Raw genomic sequence first — 16,174 nt, 5'->3', positions numbered from 1 at the left:
ATGGTTCCGGCGGAGTTTGAGGGAAGGCAACATCGTGACCCAGTCCGGATACAAACAGTTCTGCCCGTTATCGATGGCCGCGGAGGTGCTGTGCACCCGCTGGACCATGGTTCTGCTTCGCGAATTGGTGGCGGGCTCGACCCGTTTCAACGATCTGCGCCGCGGCGTCCCTAAAATGTCGCCGACCCTTCTGTCGCAACGCCTCAAGGAACTCGAGCTGGCCGGGATCGTCGAGCGCAGGGAGGTGCGCGGCGAGAAAGGCATCTTCGAATACCGGATGACCGAGGCAGGCAGGGATCTGCGTTCCGTCGTCGAGGCGATGGGTTTTTGGGGGCAGAAATGGGTCGAGTCCCGGCTGTCCTTGAAGAACCTCGATCCGTCGCTGCTGATGTGGGACATGCGGCGCAATCTGAACGCGTCGCCGCTGCCCGACGGGCGCACGGTGATACAATTTCTGTATCAGGAGCTCCCCGCCTCCAAACGGTCGTGGTGGCTGATCGTCGAGAAGCACGGCGAGGTCGATCTCTGCTGGTATGACCCGGGCTTCGATGTCGATCTCTACGTCTCGACCGACCTGCACACCATGACCGAAATCTGGATGGGATTGATCACCGTCGAGAAGGCCGGGGCGAAAGTCGTTCTGACGGGCGACCAGGATATCGCGCGCAAAATGCAGACCTGGCTCGGCCTGAGTCCGTTCGCGGTGGAGCCGAAGCGAGCGGCCTAACTGCCTCTTGGCGAAACGATCCGAAGCGGTTATGTGTCGGGCCGCGTGGTCCCGTAGCTCAGTAGGATAGAGCGGCAGATTCCTAATCTGTAGGTCACAGGTTCGATTCCTGTCGGGATCACCAAAGTTTTCAATAACTTAGTGAATTGGTGCCGTACTTTTTTGCCAATTGGTACGGCACCTCGTCTATGGCACGAGCGGCGAGGGTTATTGGACCTCTGAGGAAGTTGATTGGATTGTCTACTGTTCGCACGAAGGGACGATCACGCTTGGCGGGTCAATAACAGCAATCGCCCCATCAAAACTCCCTTGCGGCTGATTTGAGTTAACGTCCGCTCCGGGTTGGGAGTTGAATGGCAGCTATCCTTGAACCAGCCCCTTTGACCGGACGGTCTGAAACCGGCCCAAATCGCCGATGCAGAAATTGCAGGGTGAACGATCATCCCTTGTCCGCTGGCTGACCGCTTGTCGTCAAAGGGATGCGGGCGATGACCTTGATCTCGAAATCGAAACCCGCGAGCCAATTGACGCCCACTGCCGTCCAGTTCGGGTAGGGAGGTGCGCCGATCTCTTCCGCGCGGACAGCCAGCACCGTTTCGATCTGTTCGTCCGGGTTGGCGTGGAAGGTGGTGACGTCGACAACGTCATCGAAGCTACACCCGGCGGCGGCCAAGACCTCACGCATATTGGCGAAGGCCCGCCGAACCTGATCCTCGAATACGGGCTCAGGCGAGCCGTCCTCACGGCTCCCGACCTGACCCGACACGAAGAGAAGATCGCCAGAGCGAATGGCCGCGGAATATCGATGAATATCGTATAACGCGTGGCGTTTGGCCGGGAAAATGGCGTCACGTGCAGGCATTTCGTATTCCTTTCTGTCTTAATAACGGCGCCGGGCCGGAGCCTGGGGCATCAACGGGCGGAGCTGCATGCCGGTGGCCTGCGGATCGGCGGCACAGGTTGGGTCACAGCCGCGCCAGCTCCTCGTCGGTGAAATCCGCCGCAACCGCGATGTCCTTCTGCCGGTCGAGCTCCTCGATGCGCCCGCCGAGTGCCTTGCGGATGCCGGCATAGGCCTCGGCACCAAGCACCAGCCGTTTCGGGAGTGGACCATCCTGATCGGCAAGCCGGATCATTGCGTCCGTCATGCGGTCGGGGTCGCCCTTGATCACCCATGAGACACCCAGCGCCTCGCGGATCTGACCGGCGGGTGTTCCCTCATAGGCCGCGAGCGGCTTGGTCCGCGCGAGATTGCCGCCGAACCCGGTCCGCGCCGGCCCAGGTTCCACAAGGCTGAATTCGATGCCGAAGGGAGCAGCCTCCTGCGCCACGGACTCGACGAATCCCTCGATACCCCACTTGGTCGCGTGATAGAGGCTGAAAGCCGGATAGGCGATCTGGCCTCCCTCGCTCGATACCTGTAAAATCCGGCCGCCACCCTGGCTGCGCAGATGCGGCACCGCCGCCCGGATGAGTGCGATCGAGCCGATGAGATTGGTGTCGATGATGTCCCGGACCTGCACATCGCCAGCCTCTTCAGCCGCGCCGAGGAGGCCATAGCCAGCATTGCTGACGACGAGGTCGATCCGAGCGGATGCCGCGAAGGCGCGGTCGACCGCGGCGCGGACCGAGCTCTGGTCCTTGAGGTCCATTGCGACGATGCGGAGCCGTTCGGGGTAACTTGCACGCAGGTCGGGAAGTGCGTCCTCGCTGCGGCTGGCACCGACGACGCGGTCTCCCCTGATCAGGGCCTTCTCCGCCAGCAGCCGGCCTAGACCGGAAGACACACCCGTTATGAGCCAGGTCTTTTCCATTTCTCATTTCTCCAATTGATCCAGGCGGGAGATAGGGCAGTCGCATTGCGCGCATTAGCCGTTGAAATCGGCATGGGATAATGCAAAATCCCCATCAATGCCCCGCCCGTCGCTCAACGATCTCACCGCCTTCGTCACCGTTGCCACACATCGCAGCTTCCGCCGCGCAGCGGACGAGATCGGCACGGCACCTTCCACATTGAGCCATGCGATGCGTGCGCTCGAGGAACGCATGGGCGTGCGACTTCTGAACCGCACCACACGCAGCGTCTCGCCGACAGAAGCCGGGTTCCGGTTGCTCGACCGTCTTCAGCCGGCGCTCGCCTCGCTGGACGAGGCGCTCGACAGCGTCGCGGGGTTCCGGGGCAATGTCGCGGGCACGGTCCGCATCAACGCACCGCGATTGGTGGCCGGGCTTCTCGTTCGCCGGGTCCTTCCGCAGATGGCGGAGCGCCATCCGGACGTGACCGTGGACATCGTCGTCGAGGGGCGGCTCATCGATATCGTGTCCAGCGGGTTCGATGCCGGCGTACGCCTCATCACATCAATTCCCAAAGACATGATCGCCGTGCCGTTTGCACGCGCGTTGACGTTCATCTGTATCGCGTCGCCCGCCTATCTCGATCGCTTCGGGGAGCCGGGAACGCCCGAGGAATTGCAACGCCACCATTGCATCGGCCACCGTATGCCCAGCGGCAAGCTCTATCGATGGGAGTTCGAACGCGCAGGCCAGGAACTGGTGATCGGGGCAAACGGCCCCATCGTCCTTGATGACGAGGAACTGATGGTCGAAGCCGCAATAGAGGCTCTGGGCATCGCCTATGTGGCGGATTGGGCCGCCGAAGCGGCGGTGTCCGATGGCCGGCTACGCAAGGTCCTGACCGCGTGGACGCCAGCACCGGAAGAAGTTGCGGTCTACTACCCCGGACATCGAGCCGTACCGCCCGCACTGCGAGCTTTTCTCGACGTAGTCAAGGACCTGCGGAAGAAAGAACCTTAACTGGATCACGAAGCCGACGCCCTCGCGCGGAACAGCCGCTCATACGCGTCTGAAGTTGGTCCGTGCGTCTGAGCTGGGCTGTGTGGGCGCCTACCCACTGCGTAAGACATGGCGCAGGAAAAGGACGCCTTTGACGCTAACTCGTTGGCCGATAATCAGGCGGTGACTGGCTGCATCAATTCGAAGATGTTGCCCCAAGGATCGGAGAAGAACGCGATGCGGCTGCTGATCGCCGGAACATCGAATGGCTCATGCACGATTTTCACGCTACGGCGCTTCAACTCGGCAACGGCCTTGTCGACGTCGTCCAGGCGCAGGCAAAGGTGATGCCACCCCGACAGGCCGAGGCTGGCGCCAAGATCCGCGTATACGGGGCGCTCGGCAGCGCCGGGGCCTGCCAGAAGTTCAAGGCGGAAGCCGTCATCCACTGCCGGCGAAAGAAAGACGAAGGTCATATCGTCGCCAGACGGTACGGTATCCACGACTCTGAAATCCAGCTTTTCGGTGTACCACGAGATCGCGGCATCGCGGTCAGGCACTCGGAGCAAAGAAGGGTCGCATCAGGTCATAGCGCGAACGGCAGGTTTCGAAACGCGCCATGAGGGTCAGCAAATGGCGCTCCTTATCCTGCTGGTGCAAGCGTTTCCCCACCCCCGCACCGTACTGCGGTCGGATCCAGGCATCTTGCCGGAACTCACGATAATCGTCATCCTTGCCAGCCGACGGCCAGCGTTCCGACCGGTCGTCACGGAGTGCCCGCCCTTGCAAGAAGACGACGACGGAAACGCATTCCAAGAGGCGATCCTCGCTTCGGTGGTTTGCTCATCGCTCGACTGCGTGATCGTCACGGACGAAGCCGGATTGGTTGTGGAATTCAACGCGGCGGCCGAGGCGACCTTCGGCTATTCGCGCGCTGAAGCGGTCGGCAGACAGATCTCGGAGCTCATCGTCCCGCCGCATCTGCGCAAGGCGCACGCAAACGGGCTTGCCGCCTATCTTGCGGGTGGCGCCCCGCGGTTGCTCGGGCGTCGCACAGAGCAGACTGCCATGCGAGCGAACGGCACCGAGTTTCCGGTGGAACTCACGATCACCGAAGCCCGGAGCGGCAAACGTCGTTTCTTCACGGCGAGCTTGCGCGACCTGTCGCAGCGCCACGCTGCCGACGCAGCTCTGCGTGCCAGCGAAGCCCGCTTGGCGGCATTCATGAAGCATGCTCCCGTAGGCATGTATCTGAAGGATACCGACGGACGCTATCTGGTCGCCAATCCGGAAATGGGAAAGGTCTTCGGCCGGCCAGCCGAGAGCGCGATCGGACTAAGCGCGGCCGACATTTTCGGGCCACAGGAGGCCGCGATGATCGCGGAAAACGATCGCCGCGTGCTGGAATCGGGACAGGCGATTGCAATCGAGGAATTTCTAAGCAACGCGGTCGACTATGCCTGGAGCCTTGTCGTTCGCTTTCCCGTGCTGTGGGCCGATCAGCAACAGGCGCGCATCGGCGGCTTCGATATCGACATCACCGAGCAGAAGCGCGCGGCCGAGCGCCTGCAGCAAAGCGAGCGGCGCTTCCGAGACCTCACTCACCATCATCCGGTTCCGGTCGTGTTCATAGACTCGCGAACGAGGCACCTGATTACCGCAAATCCCGCCTTCCGCGAGATCATGGGTATAGGCCCGCGTGACGAGGACCGCTTCCGCCAGCACCGCTGGTTCGCCACACGGGAAGACTATCGGCGCCTCAAGGCCCTGTCACGTCAGCAGCCGCGCGCCGACGGCGTGGAGGCTCAACTTCGGCGTCTGGACGGCTCCGTGTTTCCCGTGTCGCTGAGTTGGCGCCACATCGAGATGGACGACCGACCGGTGATCGTCGGCAGCATTCTTGATCTCACCGCAACCAAGGCGGCTGAAGCCGAACTGGCGCGGTCGCGCGAGGCATTGGCGCAGAGCGAGCGGCTCAATGCACTTGGTTCGCTGCTTGCCGGCGTTTCGCACGAACTCAACAACCCCTTGGCGGTCGTCGTCGCGCAGGCCCAGTTGCTGGAAGAATTTCTAGCCGGAACCGCCCACGCACAGCGGGCCGGCAAGATCAGACTCGCCGCCGAGCGCTGCGCGCGCATCGTGAAGACTTTCCTGGCAATGGCGCGACAACGCCAGCCGGAGCGCCGCAGTACCGACGTCAACGATCTGATCCGCGCAGTTCTTGACATCGCCGGCTACGGTTTGCGCACGGCAGGCATCGAGGTGCAATGCCGGCTCGCCGAGGGCCTGCCGCCTTTGGAAGTCGACCCTGACCAGATGCATCAGGTGTTCTACAACCTGATCGTCAACGCGCAACACGCCCTGCAGGAGATACCGGCACCGCGGCGGATCGAGATCGAAACGTCGCTTGAAGGCAATGACCTCCAGATCGTGATCGCCGACAATGGCCCCGGTGTGCCCGCCGAGATCCGGAACCGCATTTTCGATCCGTTTTTTACCACTAAGGCTCAGGGTGCGGGCACCGGGATCGGGCTCGCTTTCTCGCTCGGCGTGGTGCAGTCGCACAATGGACGGCTGACCCTGCTTGACCGTGCGGACGGCGCGCATTTCCGATTGCTGTTGCCGGTGGAGGCCTGCACTTCGTCAGATTCAGTCGAAGGTGTTGCGGCTCACTCGGTCGCGGACATCGGTTGTACCGCCCTTGTGGTCGATGACGAGCGGGAGGTTGGAGAAACGGTGGCAGAACTACTAGAGGCTGAAGGTTTTGCCGTCAGGATCGTCGAGGACGGTGCCGGTGCCAAGGCAGCGCTGATGAGTGCTGTTTTCGATGTGATCTTTTGCGATCTGCGGATGCCGAACATCGACGGCCCCGCCTTGTTCGACTGGGCCTGTCAGGCAACCCCGGGCATGGCGGAGCGATTCGTTTTCGTTACCGGCGACACGCTCGGCGGCGCTGCGGCGCGCTTCCTTGAACGGGCCGGTCGACCAGTTGTCGAGAAGCCATTTTCGCGCGATTCTATCCGCCGGGCACTAAGCTCGTTGGCAGACGTTCCGCGCTAGCCAACGACCTCAGCACCTCTAAGCGCGAACGTCTGGTGTGATGCCCGATGCGCGTTCGTAGGCATCTCGCTGTTACATCGCGGTGACAAAAACACCGCCACGGTGGCGTCAACCGGTTACCAAGGGCAGTAAATATCTCCGGCCTTCTGGGAGGAGTGGCGTGTCAGCGTCCCCAGAGGCTGCGTGGGCGTATCCCCGGTTGGCTGTTAGCGCGGCGACTGGATCGCTCCACGCCTCGCAAGCGGGATAGCGAAATCTCGTAAAGGCAAAGTCGAGCTGCGTTTTCCGTTCTGTATCGGCGACGGGCGGCGACTGGGAGAGACGGATACCATGCACATGGGGCGTCTGGAAGGTGCCAGGACATGGACGCGGGGCGGCCCGCGCGCAGGCGCTTGGTCGAGCGGTGCAATGACCACGCAGCGCCACCTCGCAGCGATCATGGTTTGCGACGTGGTCGGCTATTCCCGCCTGACGGAGCGCGACGAGCGCGGCACGCTCGAGCGGCTGAAGATCTACCGCAAGGACCTGCTCGAACCGCTGGTCTCTGAGCACCAGGGTCGGATCGTCAAGCTCACCGGCGACGGCATGCTGTGTGAGTTCGCGAGCGTCGTCAACGCGGTGGCCTCGGCGATGGCGATCCAGCAGGCCCTGGCAGAACACGAGGCGGAGATGCCCGAGGAAGAGCGGATTCGCTTTCGCATCGGCGTCAATCTCGGCGACGTGGTCTGCGAGGAGGACGGCGACCTCTACGGCGACGGGGTCAATATCGCAGCCCGCCTCGACGGCATCGCCGACCCCGGCACCGTGGTCGTCTCAGGCACCGCCTACGACCACCTTCAGGGCAAGCTCGACTGCAGCTTCACGCCGCTCGGCAATCTGCGCCTCAAGAACATCGAGCGGCCTGTGCGCGCCTACCGCGTCGAGACCGACGCCGGCGCCTCGCTGGCTGCATCGCCTCCGCTGCCCGCGAAACCCTCGATCGCGGTTCTGCCTTTTACCAACATGAGCGGCGATCCCGACCAGGAATACTTCGCCGACGGACTGGTGGAGGACATCATCACGGGATTGAGCCGGGTGAACTCCTTCTTCGTGATCGCCCGCAACTCGTCGTTCACCTACAAGGGCCGGGCGGTGGATCTGCGCCAGGTCGGGCGCGAACTGGGCGTCCGCTACGTGCTCGAAGGCAGCATCCGCAGAGCAGGATCGCGGGTGCGCATCAGTGGGCAGTTGGTGGACGCGATCAGCGGACACCATGTCTGGGCCGACCGCTTCGAGGGCGACGTGAGCGACATCTTCGACCTGCAGGACAAGGTAACCGAGAGCGTCGTCGGCGCTGTCGAACCGAGCATCCGGCTGCAGGAGATCAAGCAGGCGCGCATGAAGCCGACCGACTACATCGGTGCCTACGACCTCTACCTTCGTGCGCTGCCGCGCTTCTACAGCATGACGCGCGAAGGCTTCGCCGACGTGCGCCGGCTCACCAACGAGGCGCTCAGCATCGACCCAGACTTCACCCTGGCGAAGGCACTCGGTGCCTATATCCGCAGCCTGTCGGTGAGTCAGTGCTGGCACGAGCCCGACGATATCCGCGTCGCCGTGCGCATGGCCCGCGAGGTGCTGGCGGACGCGCGAGACGACCCGACAAGCTTGCGTTTCGCCGCGCAGGTGATCGCCTACAGCGCCAAGGATTACGAGACGGCGCTGGACACGATCGAACGGTCCCTGCTCCTCAACCCCAATTCGGCGCAGGGCCATACGGGCAGCGGCTGGGTGAACGCCCATTCCGGCCACCCCCTCGTCGCGATCGAGCACTTCCACAGGGCAATGCGGCTGAGCCCGGTCGACCCCGAGAAGGGCATCGCGCTCTCCGGCATCGGGATGAGCTACCTGATGCTCGAACGCTACGAGGAAGCGCTGGCTTGGGGAGAACGAGCGCTGCGCGAGATGCCGAATTACGGCTCCTCGCACCGGGTGGTGATCATGGCGCTGGTCAAACTCAACCGGCTGGACGAAGCGCAGGCGGCGGCGCGGCGGCTGATGGAGGCGTTCCCGACCTACACGCTCGGCCTGCAGAGGCAGATCAACCCGTGGCGGGACAAGGTGTTCGCCGAGCACTACGTCGAAGCGTTGGGTATTGCCGGCGTGCCGGAGTGATCGTCGCGGTTGCAAAGATGCCCGCTCCTGCGCGTCACGTCCGGCCAGGCGACGCGCCCCTTGATCCCGCGTCGCTTCAGGAAGGATAGTTCTCTGGCCGGCTTGTCGAGGACCGAGCGTGTAGAGCAGCTGTGAACAGCCGGCGAGCTCTCGTGGCACTTTCGTAGGATGGCGTTTCGTAGTGACCCCAAAATTGACCTTGGCGGAAATTCGAACCAAGACACTACCGTCGCGGTGCGTCCGTCTGGCGGACGCGGGTAACGCCGGAAGCACTTTCGTCGCCGCCTGTCTGTTGGTGTAGATCGGCCCTCGCGTCGTCACGCCGGGAAAAGACGATGCGCCGAGGCTTGTCATCATTTGGATCATCATTTGGAAGTTCTTCGATGCACAGCGAAATCGCTTGCAGTTCTGCGAAGCGATTCGCAATTATTGCCGCAATCCACGTCCACCTGGAGGCTCCCATGGCCGAGGTCCTGCTGTTCCACCACGCACAAGGGTTGACTCCCGGCGTGCGCGCGTTCGCTGACGACCTGCGGGCAGCCGGGCACACCGTGCATACGCCGGACCTGTTCGACGGACGCACATTCCAGAGTATTGACGAGGGTCTCGCCTACATCGGTGAGATCGGGTTCGACGACATGCGGGAGCGCGGCGTCCGCGTCGCCGGCGAACTGACGCCCGAGCTCGTTTACGCCGGATTCTCGTTCGGGGTACTGCCGGCGCAGAAGCTCACACAGACACGACCCGGTGCCTGCGGAGCCCTGCTCTTCCACTCCTGTCTGCCGATTAGCGGCGAGAGGGCGTTCGGACCCTGGCCGGACGGCGTCCCGGTCCAGATCCACGGTATGGATAGCGACCCGATCTTCATCGGCGAGGGCGACATCGACGCCGCTCGCGAGATCGTGGAGAAGGTCGAGGACGCGGAGCTGTTCCTCTATCCCGGCGACCAGCACTACTTCGCCGACAGCTCGCTCCCGTCGTACGACGCGGCTGCCAGCGCACTGCTCACGCGGCGGGTGCTGGAGTTCCTGGACCGTGTCTAACCATGTCGTCGACGGCCTTATTGAGGAGTATTGGCAGCTCTCGTCAAATCTCCATAGGGTCGAATTCGCGATCACCACCCGCGCGTTCGTTCCCTGGAGGGCTTCCGGACGCCGGCCCCGGCACCCAAATTCCTAATCTGTAGGTCACAGGTTCAATCCCTGTCGGGATCACCACGTTTTCAACAGGTTACCTGACGGTTGCGTCGGTGCTCGGCTGTGAACGCGTGCGAGGAAGTCGCGCACCAACGCAAGCGCCTCATCGAAATGGGTTTCAGTAGCCAGTGGCCGGCGCCATCGAGGAGATGGGGCTCTGCTTGCGGCAAGTCGCGCTTGTAGGCGCGGGCCGATGCGGCCGGCATGTAGCCATCCTCAGGACCCCAGACGATCAGTGTCGGTGGTTGCCGTTCGCGCAGATAAGCCTGGTATTTCGGGAACCAGTTGAGGTTCGCCTCCAGCTTCTCCATCAGGCCGACCGCGAGCCGCCGACGGGGCGGCGTGTCCATCAGAGGCCAATGGAGTTTCCACAGATCCGGTGGCACGCGCTCGGCCACGACCTCGCCAACCTCACCGATGAACTCGTGCCGGAAGCCCTCCTCGCTCACCGCTTCTTCCAGCGGGCGATGCTTGTCGGGCGTCTTGTCGTTCCAATACGCCTTGATGGCTGCGTATTTCGGGCCAAGCACGTCTTCGTAGATGTCGCCGTTCTGGATGATAAGCGCGGCAACGCGCTCCGGATAGGCGATGGCGTGGCGCAATCCGATCTGAGAGCCGTAATCGTGCAGCCAGAGCGCATAGTGGGACAGGCCGAGCGTGTCCGCGAAAGCCGCCAAAAACCCGGCATAGGTCTCGAAATCGTAGCCGAATGCAGCCATGTCGGGCGTAGCGCTATAGCCGAAGCCAGGAAAGTCCGGGGCGAACGTGTGCCAGCGATCAGCCAGTCCGGGCATCAGCCTTCGAAACTGATAGGAGGAACAGGGATAGCCGTGCGGCAGCAGAAGCACGGGAGCGTCGGCCGGCCCTTCCTCGCGAAAGAAGACAGTAATTCCGTCAACTCTGATTTGGCGGTGTCGCAACTTTGCCTCCTCGATTGAGGCTCCGAAAATGACTGGTAACCTCCCGCATCCCGTTGTGAGCGCCTGGACCCGAAACTCATGATCAGGTCGAGGGTTCCCGGTCGCGGGCGGTGGAAGCGACCAAGGAACCCCGCCGCCGATCAGATCGTTTGGCGATATCTGGCCAGATCAACCTGAGCAGATATGCCGCATGCTCGCAATCGCATGGAACCGAACATCGGCAAAGTCTGCCGTGGAATTCGGGGCTTGGCGCAATGCTGCGTGACGTCGATTATGTCCTGCAAAAACTCGACTGGATGCGCGCCGAAGGCATCTGGCCCAACGGCTTGCGATATCTGTGGACCGATGCATTCGGGGTCGTGCTCTACGTCTCGCTTTATGCGGAACTTGACGAAGAGCGCTGGCTGGACGAGGCCGAGCGGCTGGTGGTGGATGTCGAGCGTGTGCTCGGCCGGCGGCGCGGATTGAGGATCGGCGAAGCGCCGGATCGCGACGGCCAGTATTTCCACTATCTGGCGATGTGGCTGTTTGCCCTGGCGCGTCTCGGCGATCTGAAGCCGGAATACCGCGAGCGCGGCATTGCGCTGGCGCGGGACATTCACCCGGCGTTTGTGGTTCCCGGCCGCGGCGTGATCTGGAAGATGCAGGAGGATTTGAGCGGTCCTTACCCCGGCTACGGCCTCGGCAGCATGGATGCCTATGACGGCTACGTCTCTTATCGCATGCTCGACGAAGAGGAACTGGCGCCCGAGATCGCGCAGATGCGTGATCTGATGGAGCGCGATTGGCGCACGCTCGACGTCGACCAGGACCTCGGCCTCGGCATGATGCTGTGGCTCGCCCATTTCTTTCCCGACGAGCCGTGGGCCGAGGCCCAGACAAGGCATTCGCTGCGAACCCTGGAAACGATGTGGGTCGACCCGCCCGGTTATTTCAGCCGCGCGCCATGGCTGCGCGATACCAAGTTCGCCTTCACCAATTACGGCGTATCGCTCGGCCTGCAAGCCGCCGGCATCTGGCCGGGGCGTGTCGATAGGCTGAATGCCTTCTTCGAGGACTGGCGCTCCGGCGACGAATACGACCGCGAGGCGATCACCTGGGTGATGGCCTGCACCTCGCGCCTTCCCGGTGCTTTTCTGACCCGGGGTGGCGGGACAATGACTGAAAGAAGCAACCAAGCTCGGGAACGTTCCCCTGCTGGCGCGGTTGTCGATGGAAGTGCATCGAGACGCAAGGAGCGCGGTTGAAATGGCCATTCTCTTGGGAAAACCGGGAAGCTGTTGGGTAGCGGCAGCCAGATCCACGAACTACCCCCAGCTCGAAGGTTCGATCCGTGCGGACGCCGTTGTCGTGGGTGCTGGAATTGTCGGGCTGACGACGGCGCTTCGCCTTTGCGAGGCAGGCCGGTCGGTGGTCGTCGTTGAAGGCCTGCGCACGGGCGGCCAGGTGACCGGCCGCTCGACGGCCAAGATCACCACGCAGCATGCACTGATCTATCGTCATCTCATCGACACTGTCGGCCGGGAGTTGGCCCAGGTCTACGCCGATGCGAATTCCGCCGGCGCCCGACAGATCCGCGATTGGGTTCGCGAGTACGCCATCGCCTGCGATCTCGAGAGCAAGGACGCCTACACCTACACCTGCGATGAAAGCCGGCGCGCGGAGGTCGCGGCCGAGGCCGAGGCCGCGCGCCAGGTCGGGCTAGAGGCCGAGATCCTCGACCACGCGCCGCTGCCTTTCGAAACGGCCGCCGCGCTACGGTTTTCTGACCAGGCGCAGTTCAATCCGGCGATGTATCTGGTGGGCCTGGCGGAAGCGGTGACGGCCCATGGTGGTCGGATCTTCGAAAACAGCCGCGCCACCTCGATCGACGAGGCAAGCCGCTGGCGCATCGTCACCGATGGCGGCGCCGTTGATGCCGGGCATGTCGTCGTCGCCACCAACATGACGGTGAAGAGCCCCATCGGCATGGCGAACCGGACGCAGCCGCGCTGCCACACCGCCATGGCCTTTCGGATCGACGATCCCTTTACTGTCGACGGCATGTTCATCGGCATCGACGACCCGACGCATTCCATCCGCACGGGCCATGATGCCGAAGGGCCGCTGCTGGTCACGCTCGGCCCCAAGTTCAACACCGGCTGGGACGGCGACGTGGCCAAACGGTTTGTCGAACTGGAAAAATGGGCAAGAAAGAACCTTTCGGTCGGCGACGTCGCGTGGCGCTGGTGCAATGAGGATTATGATACGGCAGACAGAATTCCATATGCCGGCGAGCCCGATCCCACCAAGGCAGCCGGCTTCTACATTGCCACCGGCTTCAACGCCTGGGGCATCACCAACGGGACGGCCGTGGGCGCGATGATCGCCGACCTGATCTGCGGCCGCCCGAGCCCATGGCAAAAACTCTACGATCCGGCCCGGCCCTATCCTGAGGACTTCCACAAGAACGGCCGCAGTCAATCGATCGTCTCGAGCACCCACGACATTGCGCCTGGTATGGGGGGCGTGATCGTCAGGGGAGAGGAAAAGATTGCGGCGTGGAGAGACACCGAAGGCGCACTACAGGCGGTTTCGGCGACTTGCACCCATAAGGGCTGCACCGTAACCTGGAACACTGCGGACCACACCTGGGATTGTCCCTGCCACGGCTCGATCTTCGCGGCCGATGGTTCGGTCATCCACGGCCCTGCCCGAAAACCGCTTGCCCAGATTACGTTGTGAAGGCGGCGACCGACGTCGCCCGCGTCACGCCGGCCGTTCGTAGGTTCCGACCAACTCCGTCTCCTCCAATGCGTGTTTCTGGGCTTGCTTCCAGACCTGATGCACGCCCGCCTGTCCCGGTACGCTGAGGCTCGGCACAGCAAGCGCGGCCAGCCGGAAATGGTAATGATGGACGCCATGCCCTACGGGCGGCTGCGGGCCATCGTAATAGGCATTGCCGAAATCGTTGGTGCCCTGCCTGAGTGCCGACGGACCGGGCTTGCCGTCTGCTGCCTCGGCGAGTTCGCCGGCATCGGGCGGGATGTTGAATACCGCCCAATGCCCGAAAGTCCCGCTTGGCGCATCGGGATCCAGCACGACAAGAACAAGGCTCTTGGCACCATCCGGAACACCGGACCACTTCAGTGGCGGCGAGACGTTCTGGCCGTCACGCGTATACCTTTTGGGAATTTTTCCGCCTGCCGGGAACGCCGGGCTGATAAGTGTGAGTGGCATTGCTGTTTCCCCAAAAAGATTGCGACCAAGAAACCCGCGCCGGCGCCGTTCACGCCGCTTGCTGAGCTTCGGCGACGCGTCTGATCTCTCCTGGCAGGGATTCCCAGACCTTGTGCATCTGTCCTTCTCCGACATGATGGGCAAGCACCTTGGACACGGCCCTGAATGCATCCTTGGAATCGACCGGACGGGTGAATTCAAGCTCCGCCTTGATCTTGGCCAGAAATTCGTCGAGCGACCGCACCTTCTCGGGAGCCTTGGAAGGTTGATATTGGTCATAGAAGGCGCCACGCACCAGAATCGGCAGCTGCGAGCCGAGGTGGGCTGCAAGATCCGGCTGCATACGGTCGCGCAGGGCGTGTAGCACCGCTCCGAGAACGTGCCAGGCGACCTGCCGATCCGGTCCAATCTCGTCCATGATCTCGTCGAGCCAGATGTTCGTGGTTCTGCAATGTCTTGTCGACTACGTCGAGTCCGGTGGCGTTCATCGAATCCTCCTTCCGTTCAAATCCGATTACGGCGGATGTGACCAAACAGTCCTACCTGCCGGTTGTTCCCCGATGCGCATTCCGCGGTTTTCGGACCGCCTTTCCCGGCCGGCGTGCGGAACATCCTCATCGGCGGACGAGTTTTATTTGCTGTCGCCGATCACATGGCGGCGAGCGATGCAAACAGGAAAAACAGGAGAAGAACCATGGCAAACCGTGACTTGGCGTCCTGGACGCCATCCCGAAGTCTTTATCCATCCGGACGAGATCCGCTTACGTCATTCCACCGGCAGATCGATCGCCTGTTCGACGACTTCTTTGCGCCAATGGCCGAAGCGACTACGGCCGGCGATCTTTGGCCGAGCGTCGACGTATATGAAACAGACCAAGCCTATAAGGTCACCGCCGAATTGCCGGGGCTCGAGCAGAAGGACGTTGAGCTCAAGCTGCGCGACAACACCCTCTCCATTACGGGCGAGAAGCGTTCGGAGCACAAGGAAGGCGTTGGCGGCCGCACCTATAGCGAACGCAGTTATGGCCGGTTTCAGCGGACCATCTCCCTGGATGCGGAGGTCGACGCCGACAAGGTGCAGGCCACTTTCAAGAACGGCGTTTTGGCTGTCGAGCTTCCGAAGAACCCCGCTGCAAAGGACAAGACACGCCGCATTGAAGTGAAAGCGCGATAGTTGCCAAGCTGAAGGCTGCCTGAGCAGGCGGTGCTCAGCTAAACGGCGAGCGCGGTACAACCTGCGGGCAAGCGCCCTAGCGCCGAGATTGTCCGTCGCCTCGGAAACGCCGGTGCCGCAGCCATCCCACGGGATGTAGCCGCAGGTTGGTGAAAGCACATCCACCGGGAAAACAGATGCACGCGGACTGAAGGTCATGGCTGTCATCTTTTCAGATCGCCGCGAGGCCGGGCGGCGACTTGCCGGGGAGCTCGTTCGCTTTGCCGGCCGCGACGACGTGATCGTATTGGCGCTGCCCCGAGGCGGCGTGCCGGTCGGCTACGAGGTCGCGCAGGCACTCAAGGCACCGCTCGACGTCTTCGTCGTGCGCAAGCTCGGCGTCCCCGGCCACGAGGAACTGGCCGTGGGGGCGATCGCGCCCTCCGGCGTACGTGTCCTGAACGACGAAATCGTCAGCGGTCTCGCGATCCCGCCATATGTCATCGACGCGGTCGCAGCAAAGGAGGAAAAAGAGCTTCTGCGCCGCGAGCACCTCTATAGGGCCGGGCGACGCCCACCGCAGTTGGATGGACGGACCATTATCCTCGTGGATGATGGGCTTGCGACCGGATCGACCATGCGGGCCGGAATCAAGGCGCTGCGAAAAAACCACGCCGCCCGTATCGTCGCGGCCGTTCCCGTCGGTAGCCCCGACACTTGCGACGCGATGCGGGCGGACGCCGACGAGGTCGTTTGCGCGACGACACCAGAGCCGTTGCTCGGTGTCGGGCGCTGGTACGTGGATTTCTCGCAGACGAGCGATGAAGAGGTCCGCGCGCTCCTCGCCAGGTCCGTGCCCAAGCCTGCCGCTTCCGACAAGACTGCCGCTTCCGAAGAGGAGTTGGCTGGGCCCGCGGGCGCGGGTCCGGCGCGCGGCACCAGATCGCCATAG

The 16,174-nt window shown here is 62.9% G+C and carries 13 protein-coding genes, 1 tRNA gene and 2 pseudogenes; 10 read left to right on the top strand and 6 right to left on the bottom strand.

Going from position 1 to position 16,174, the window contains the following annotated elements:
• Positions 1–34 precede the first annotated feature (34 nt).
• Positions 35–727 (top strand): winged helix-turn-helix transcriptional regulator, encoded by a 693-nt coding sequence (locus tag NKJ35_RS19890; RefSeq protein WP_352649279.1) that lies wholly within the window; start codon positions 35–37, stop codon positions 725–727.
• A gap of 47 nt (positions 728–774) precedes the next feature.
• A tRNA-Arg gene (locus NKJ35_RS19885) sits at positions 775–851 on the top strand.
• 315 nt (positions 852–1,166) lie between these two features.
• Here the strand turns inward: NKJ35_RS19885 and NKJ35_RS19880 are convergent.
• The gene (locus NKJ35_RS19880) at positions 1,167–1,589 is read right to left on the bottom strand and encodes a RidA family protein (RefSeq protein WP_352649278.1); all 423 of its coding nucleotides are present in this window, start codon (positions 1,587–1,589) and stop codon (positions 1,167–1,169) included.
• 103 nt (positions 1,590–1,692) lie between these two features.
• On the bottom strand, positions 1,693–2,541 hold the full coding sequence (locus NKJ35_RS19875; protein ID WP_352649277.1) for an SDR family oxidoreductase: 849 nt from the start codon (positions 2,539–2,541) through the stop codon (positions 1,693–1,695).
• 97 nt (positions 2,542–2,638) lie between these two features.
• On the opposite strand from NKJ35_RS19875, the gene NKJ35_RS19870 reads away from it, so the two are divergent.
• Positions 2,639–3,541: a LysR family transcriptional regulator gene (locus tag NKJ35_RS19870; protein WP_352649349.1), complete on the top strand. Its 903-nt coding sequence runs from the start codon at positions 2,639–2,641 to the stop codon at positions 3,539–3,541.
• A gap of 155 nt (positions 3,542–3,696) precedes the next feature.
• On the opposite strand, the gene NKJ35_RS19865 is transcribed toward NKJ35_RS19870, so the two are convergent.
• Positions 3,697–4,080 (bottom strand): VOC family protein, encoded by a 384-nt coding sequence (locus tag NKJ35_RS19865; RefSeq protein ID WP_352649348.1) that lies wholly within the window; start codon positions 4,078–4,080, stop codon positions 3,697–3,699.
• Between the two features lie 73 nt (positions 4,081–4,153).
• Here NKJ35_RS19865 and NKJ35_RS19860 point away from each other — a divergent pair, with 73 nt between their 5' ends.
• The 3 genes from NKJ35_RS19860 (at position 4,154) to NKJ35_RS19850 (ending at position 9,777) form a co-directional block, all read left to right on the top strand.
• The gene (locus NKJ35_RS19860) at positions 4,154–6,580 is read left to right on the top strand and encodes a hybrid sensor histidine kinase/response regulator (protein ID WP_352649276.1); all 2,427 of its coding nucleotides are present in this window, start codon (positions 4,154–4,156) and stop codon (positions 6,578–6,580) included.
• Between the two features lie 408 nt (positions 6,581–6,988).
• Entirely contained in the window at positions 6,989–8,734 is a 1,746-nt protein-coding gene (locus NKJ35_RS19855; RefSeq protein ID WP_352649275.1) for an adenylate/guanylate cyclase domain-containing protein, read from the top strand.
• 461 nt (positions 8,735–9,195) lie between these two features.
• Entirely contained in the window at positions 9,196–9,777 is a 582-nt protein-coding gene (locus NKJ35_RS19850) for a dienelactone hydrolase family protein (protein WP_352649274.1), read from the top strand.
• 168 nt (positions 9,778–9,945) lie between these two features.
• On the opposite strand, the pseudogene NKJ35_RS19845 reads toward NKJ35_RS19850, so the two are convergent.
• Positions 9,946–10,865: pseudogene (locus NKJ35_RS19845) on the bottom strand (alpha/beta fold hydrolase).
• A 239-nt stretch (positions 10,866–11,104) separates the two neighbouring features.
• Between NKJ35_RS19845 and NKJ35_RS19840 the strand changes: the two are divergent.
• Positions 11,105–12,097 (top strand): hypothetical protein, encoded by a 993-nt coding sequence (locus NKJ35_RS19840; RefSeq protein ID WP_352649273.1) that lies wholly within the window; start codon positions 11,105–11,107, stop codon positions 12,095–12,097.
• Between the two features lies 1 nt (position 12,098).
• On the top strand, positions 12,099–13,574 hold the full coding sequence (locus NKJ35_RS19835; protein WP_352649272.1) for an FAD-dependent oxidoreductase: 1,476 nt from the start codon (positions 12,099–12,101) through the stop codon (positions 13,572–13,574).
• Positions 13,575–13,598: 24 nt separating this feature from the next.
• Here NKJ35_RS19835 and NKJ35_RS19830 read toward each other — a convergent pair whose 3' ends face one another.
• Entirely contained in the window at positions 13,599–14,069 is a 471-nt protein-coding gene (locus tag NKJ35_RS19830; RefSeq protein WP_352649271.1) for a YbhB/YbcL family Raf kinase inhibitor-like protein, read from the bottom strand.
• Positions 14,070–14,118: 49 nt separating this feature from the next.
• Positions 14,119–14,557: pseudogene (locus tag NKJ35_RS19825) on the bottom strand (DUF2267 domain-containing protein).
• Between the two features lie 62 nt (positions 14,558–14,619).
• Between NKJ35_RS19825 and NKJ35_RS19820 the strand changes: the two are divergent.
• Positions 14,620–15,243, top strand: coding sequence for an Hsp20/alpha crystallin family protein (locus NKJ35_RS19820; RefSeq protein WP_352649270.1), 624 nt, complete (start codon positions 14,620–14,622; stop codon positions 15,241–15,243).
• A 196-nt stretch (positions 15,244–15,439) separates the two neighbouring features.
• Complete coding sequence (locus NKJ35_RS19815; protein ID WP_352649269.1) at positions 15,440–16,174, top strand: phosphoribosyltransferase; 735 nt, start codon at positions 15,440–15,442, stop codon at positions 16,172–16,174.

This window comes from Mesorhizobium sp. M0136, assembly GCF_040322515.1.
Taxonomy (GTDB): Bacteria; Pseudomonadota; Alphaproteobacteria; order Rhizobiales; family Rhizobiaceae; genus Mesorhizobium.
Note: the sequence above shows the minus strand (reverse complement) of the source record. Positions and strands in the feature narration are given on the sequence as shown.

Coding starts and splice junctions, on each gene's coding strand:
- NKJ35_RS19880 (WP_352649278.1), bottom strand. CDS start 1,589: ATGCCTGCACGTGACGCCATTTTCCCGGCCAAACGCCACGCGTTATAC.
- NKJ35_RS19875 (WP_352649277.1), bottom strand. CDS start 2,541: ATGGAAAAGACCTGGCTCATAACGGGTGTGTCTTCCGGTCTAGGCCGG.
- NKJ35_RS19870 (WP_352649349.1), top strand. CDS start 2,639: ATGCCCCGCCCGTCGCTCAACGATCTCACCGCCTTCGTCACCGTTGCC.
- NKJ35_RS19860 (WP_352649276.1), top strand. CDS start 4,154: ATGGCGCTCCTTATCCTGCTGGTGCAAGCGTTTCCCCACCCCCGCACC.
- NKJ35_RS19855 (WP_352649275.1), top strand. CDS start 6,989: ATGACCACGCAGCGCCACCTCGCAGCGATCATGGTTTGCGACGTGGTC.
- NKJ35_RS19850 (WP_352649274.1), top strand. CDS start 9,196: ATGGCCGAGGTCCTGCTGTTCCACCACGCACAAGGGTTGACTCCCGGC.
- NKJ35_RS19840 (WP_352649273.1), top strand. CDS start 11,105: ATGCTGCGTGACGTCGATTATGTCCTGCAAAAACTCGACTGGATGCGC.
- NKJ35_RS19835 (WP_352649272.1), top strand. CDS start 12,099: ATGGCCATTCTCTTGGGAAAACCGGGAAGCTGTTGGGTAGCGGCAGCC.
- NKJ35_RS19830 (WP_352649271.1), bottom strand. CDS start 14,069: ATGCCACTCACACTTATCAGCCCGGCGTTCCCGGCAGGCGGAAAAATT.
- NKJ35_RS19815 (WP_352649269.1), top strand. CDS start 15,440: ATGGCTGTCATCTTTTCAGATCGCCGCGAGGCCGGGCGGCGACTTGCC.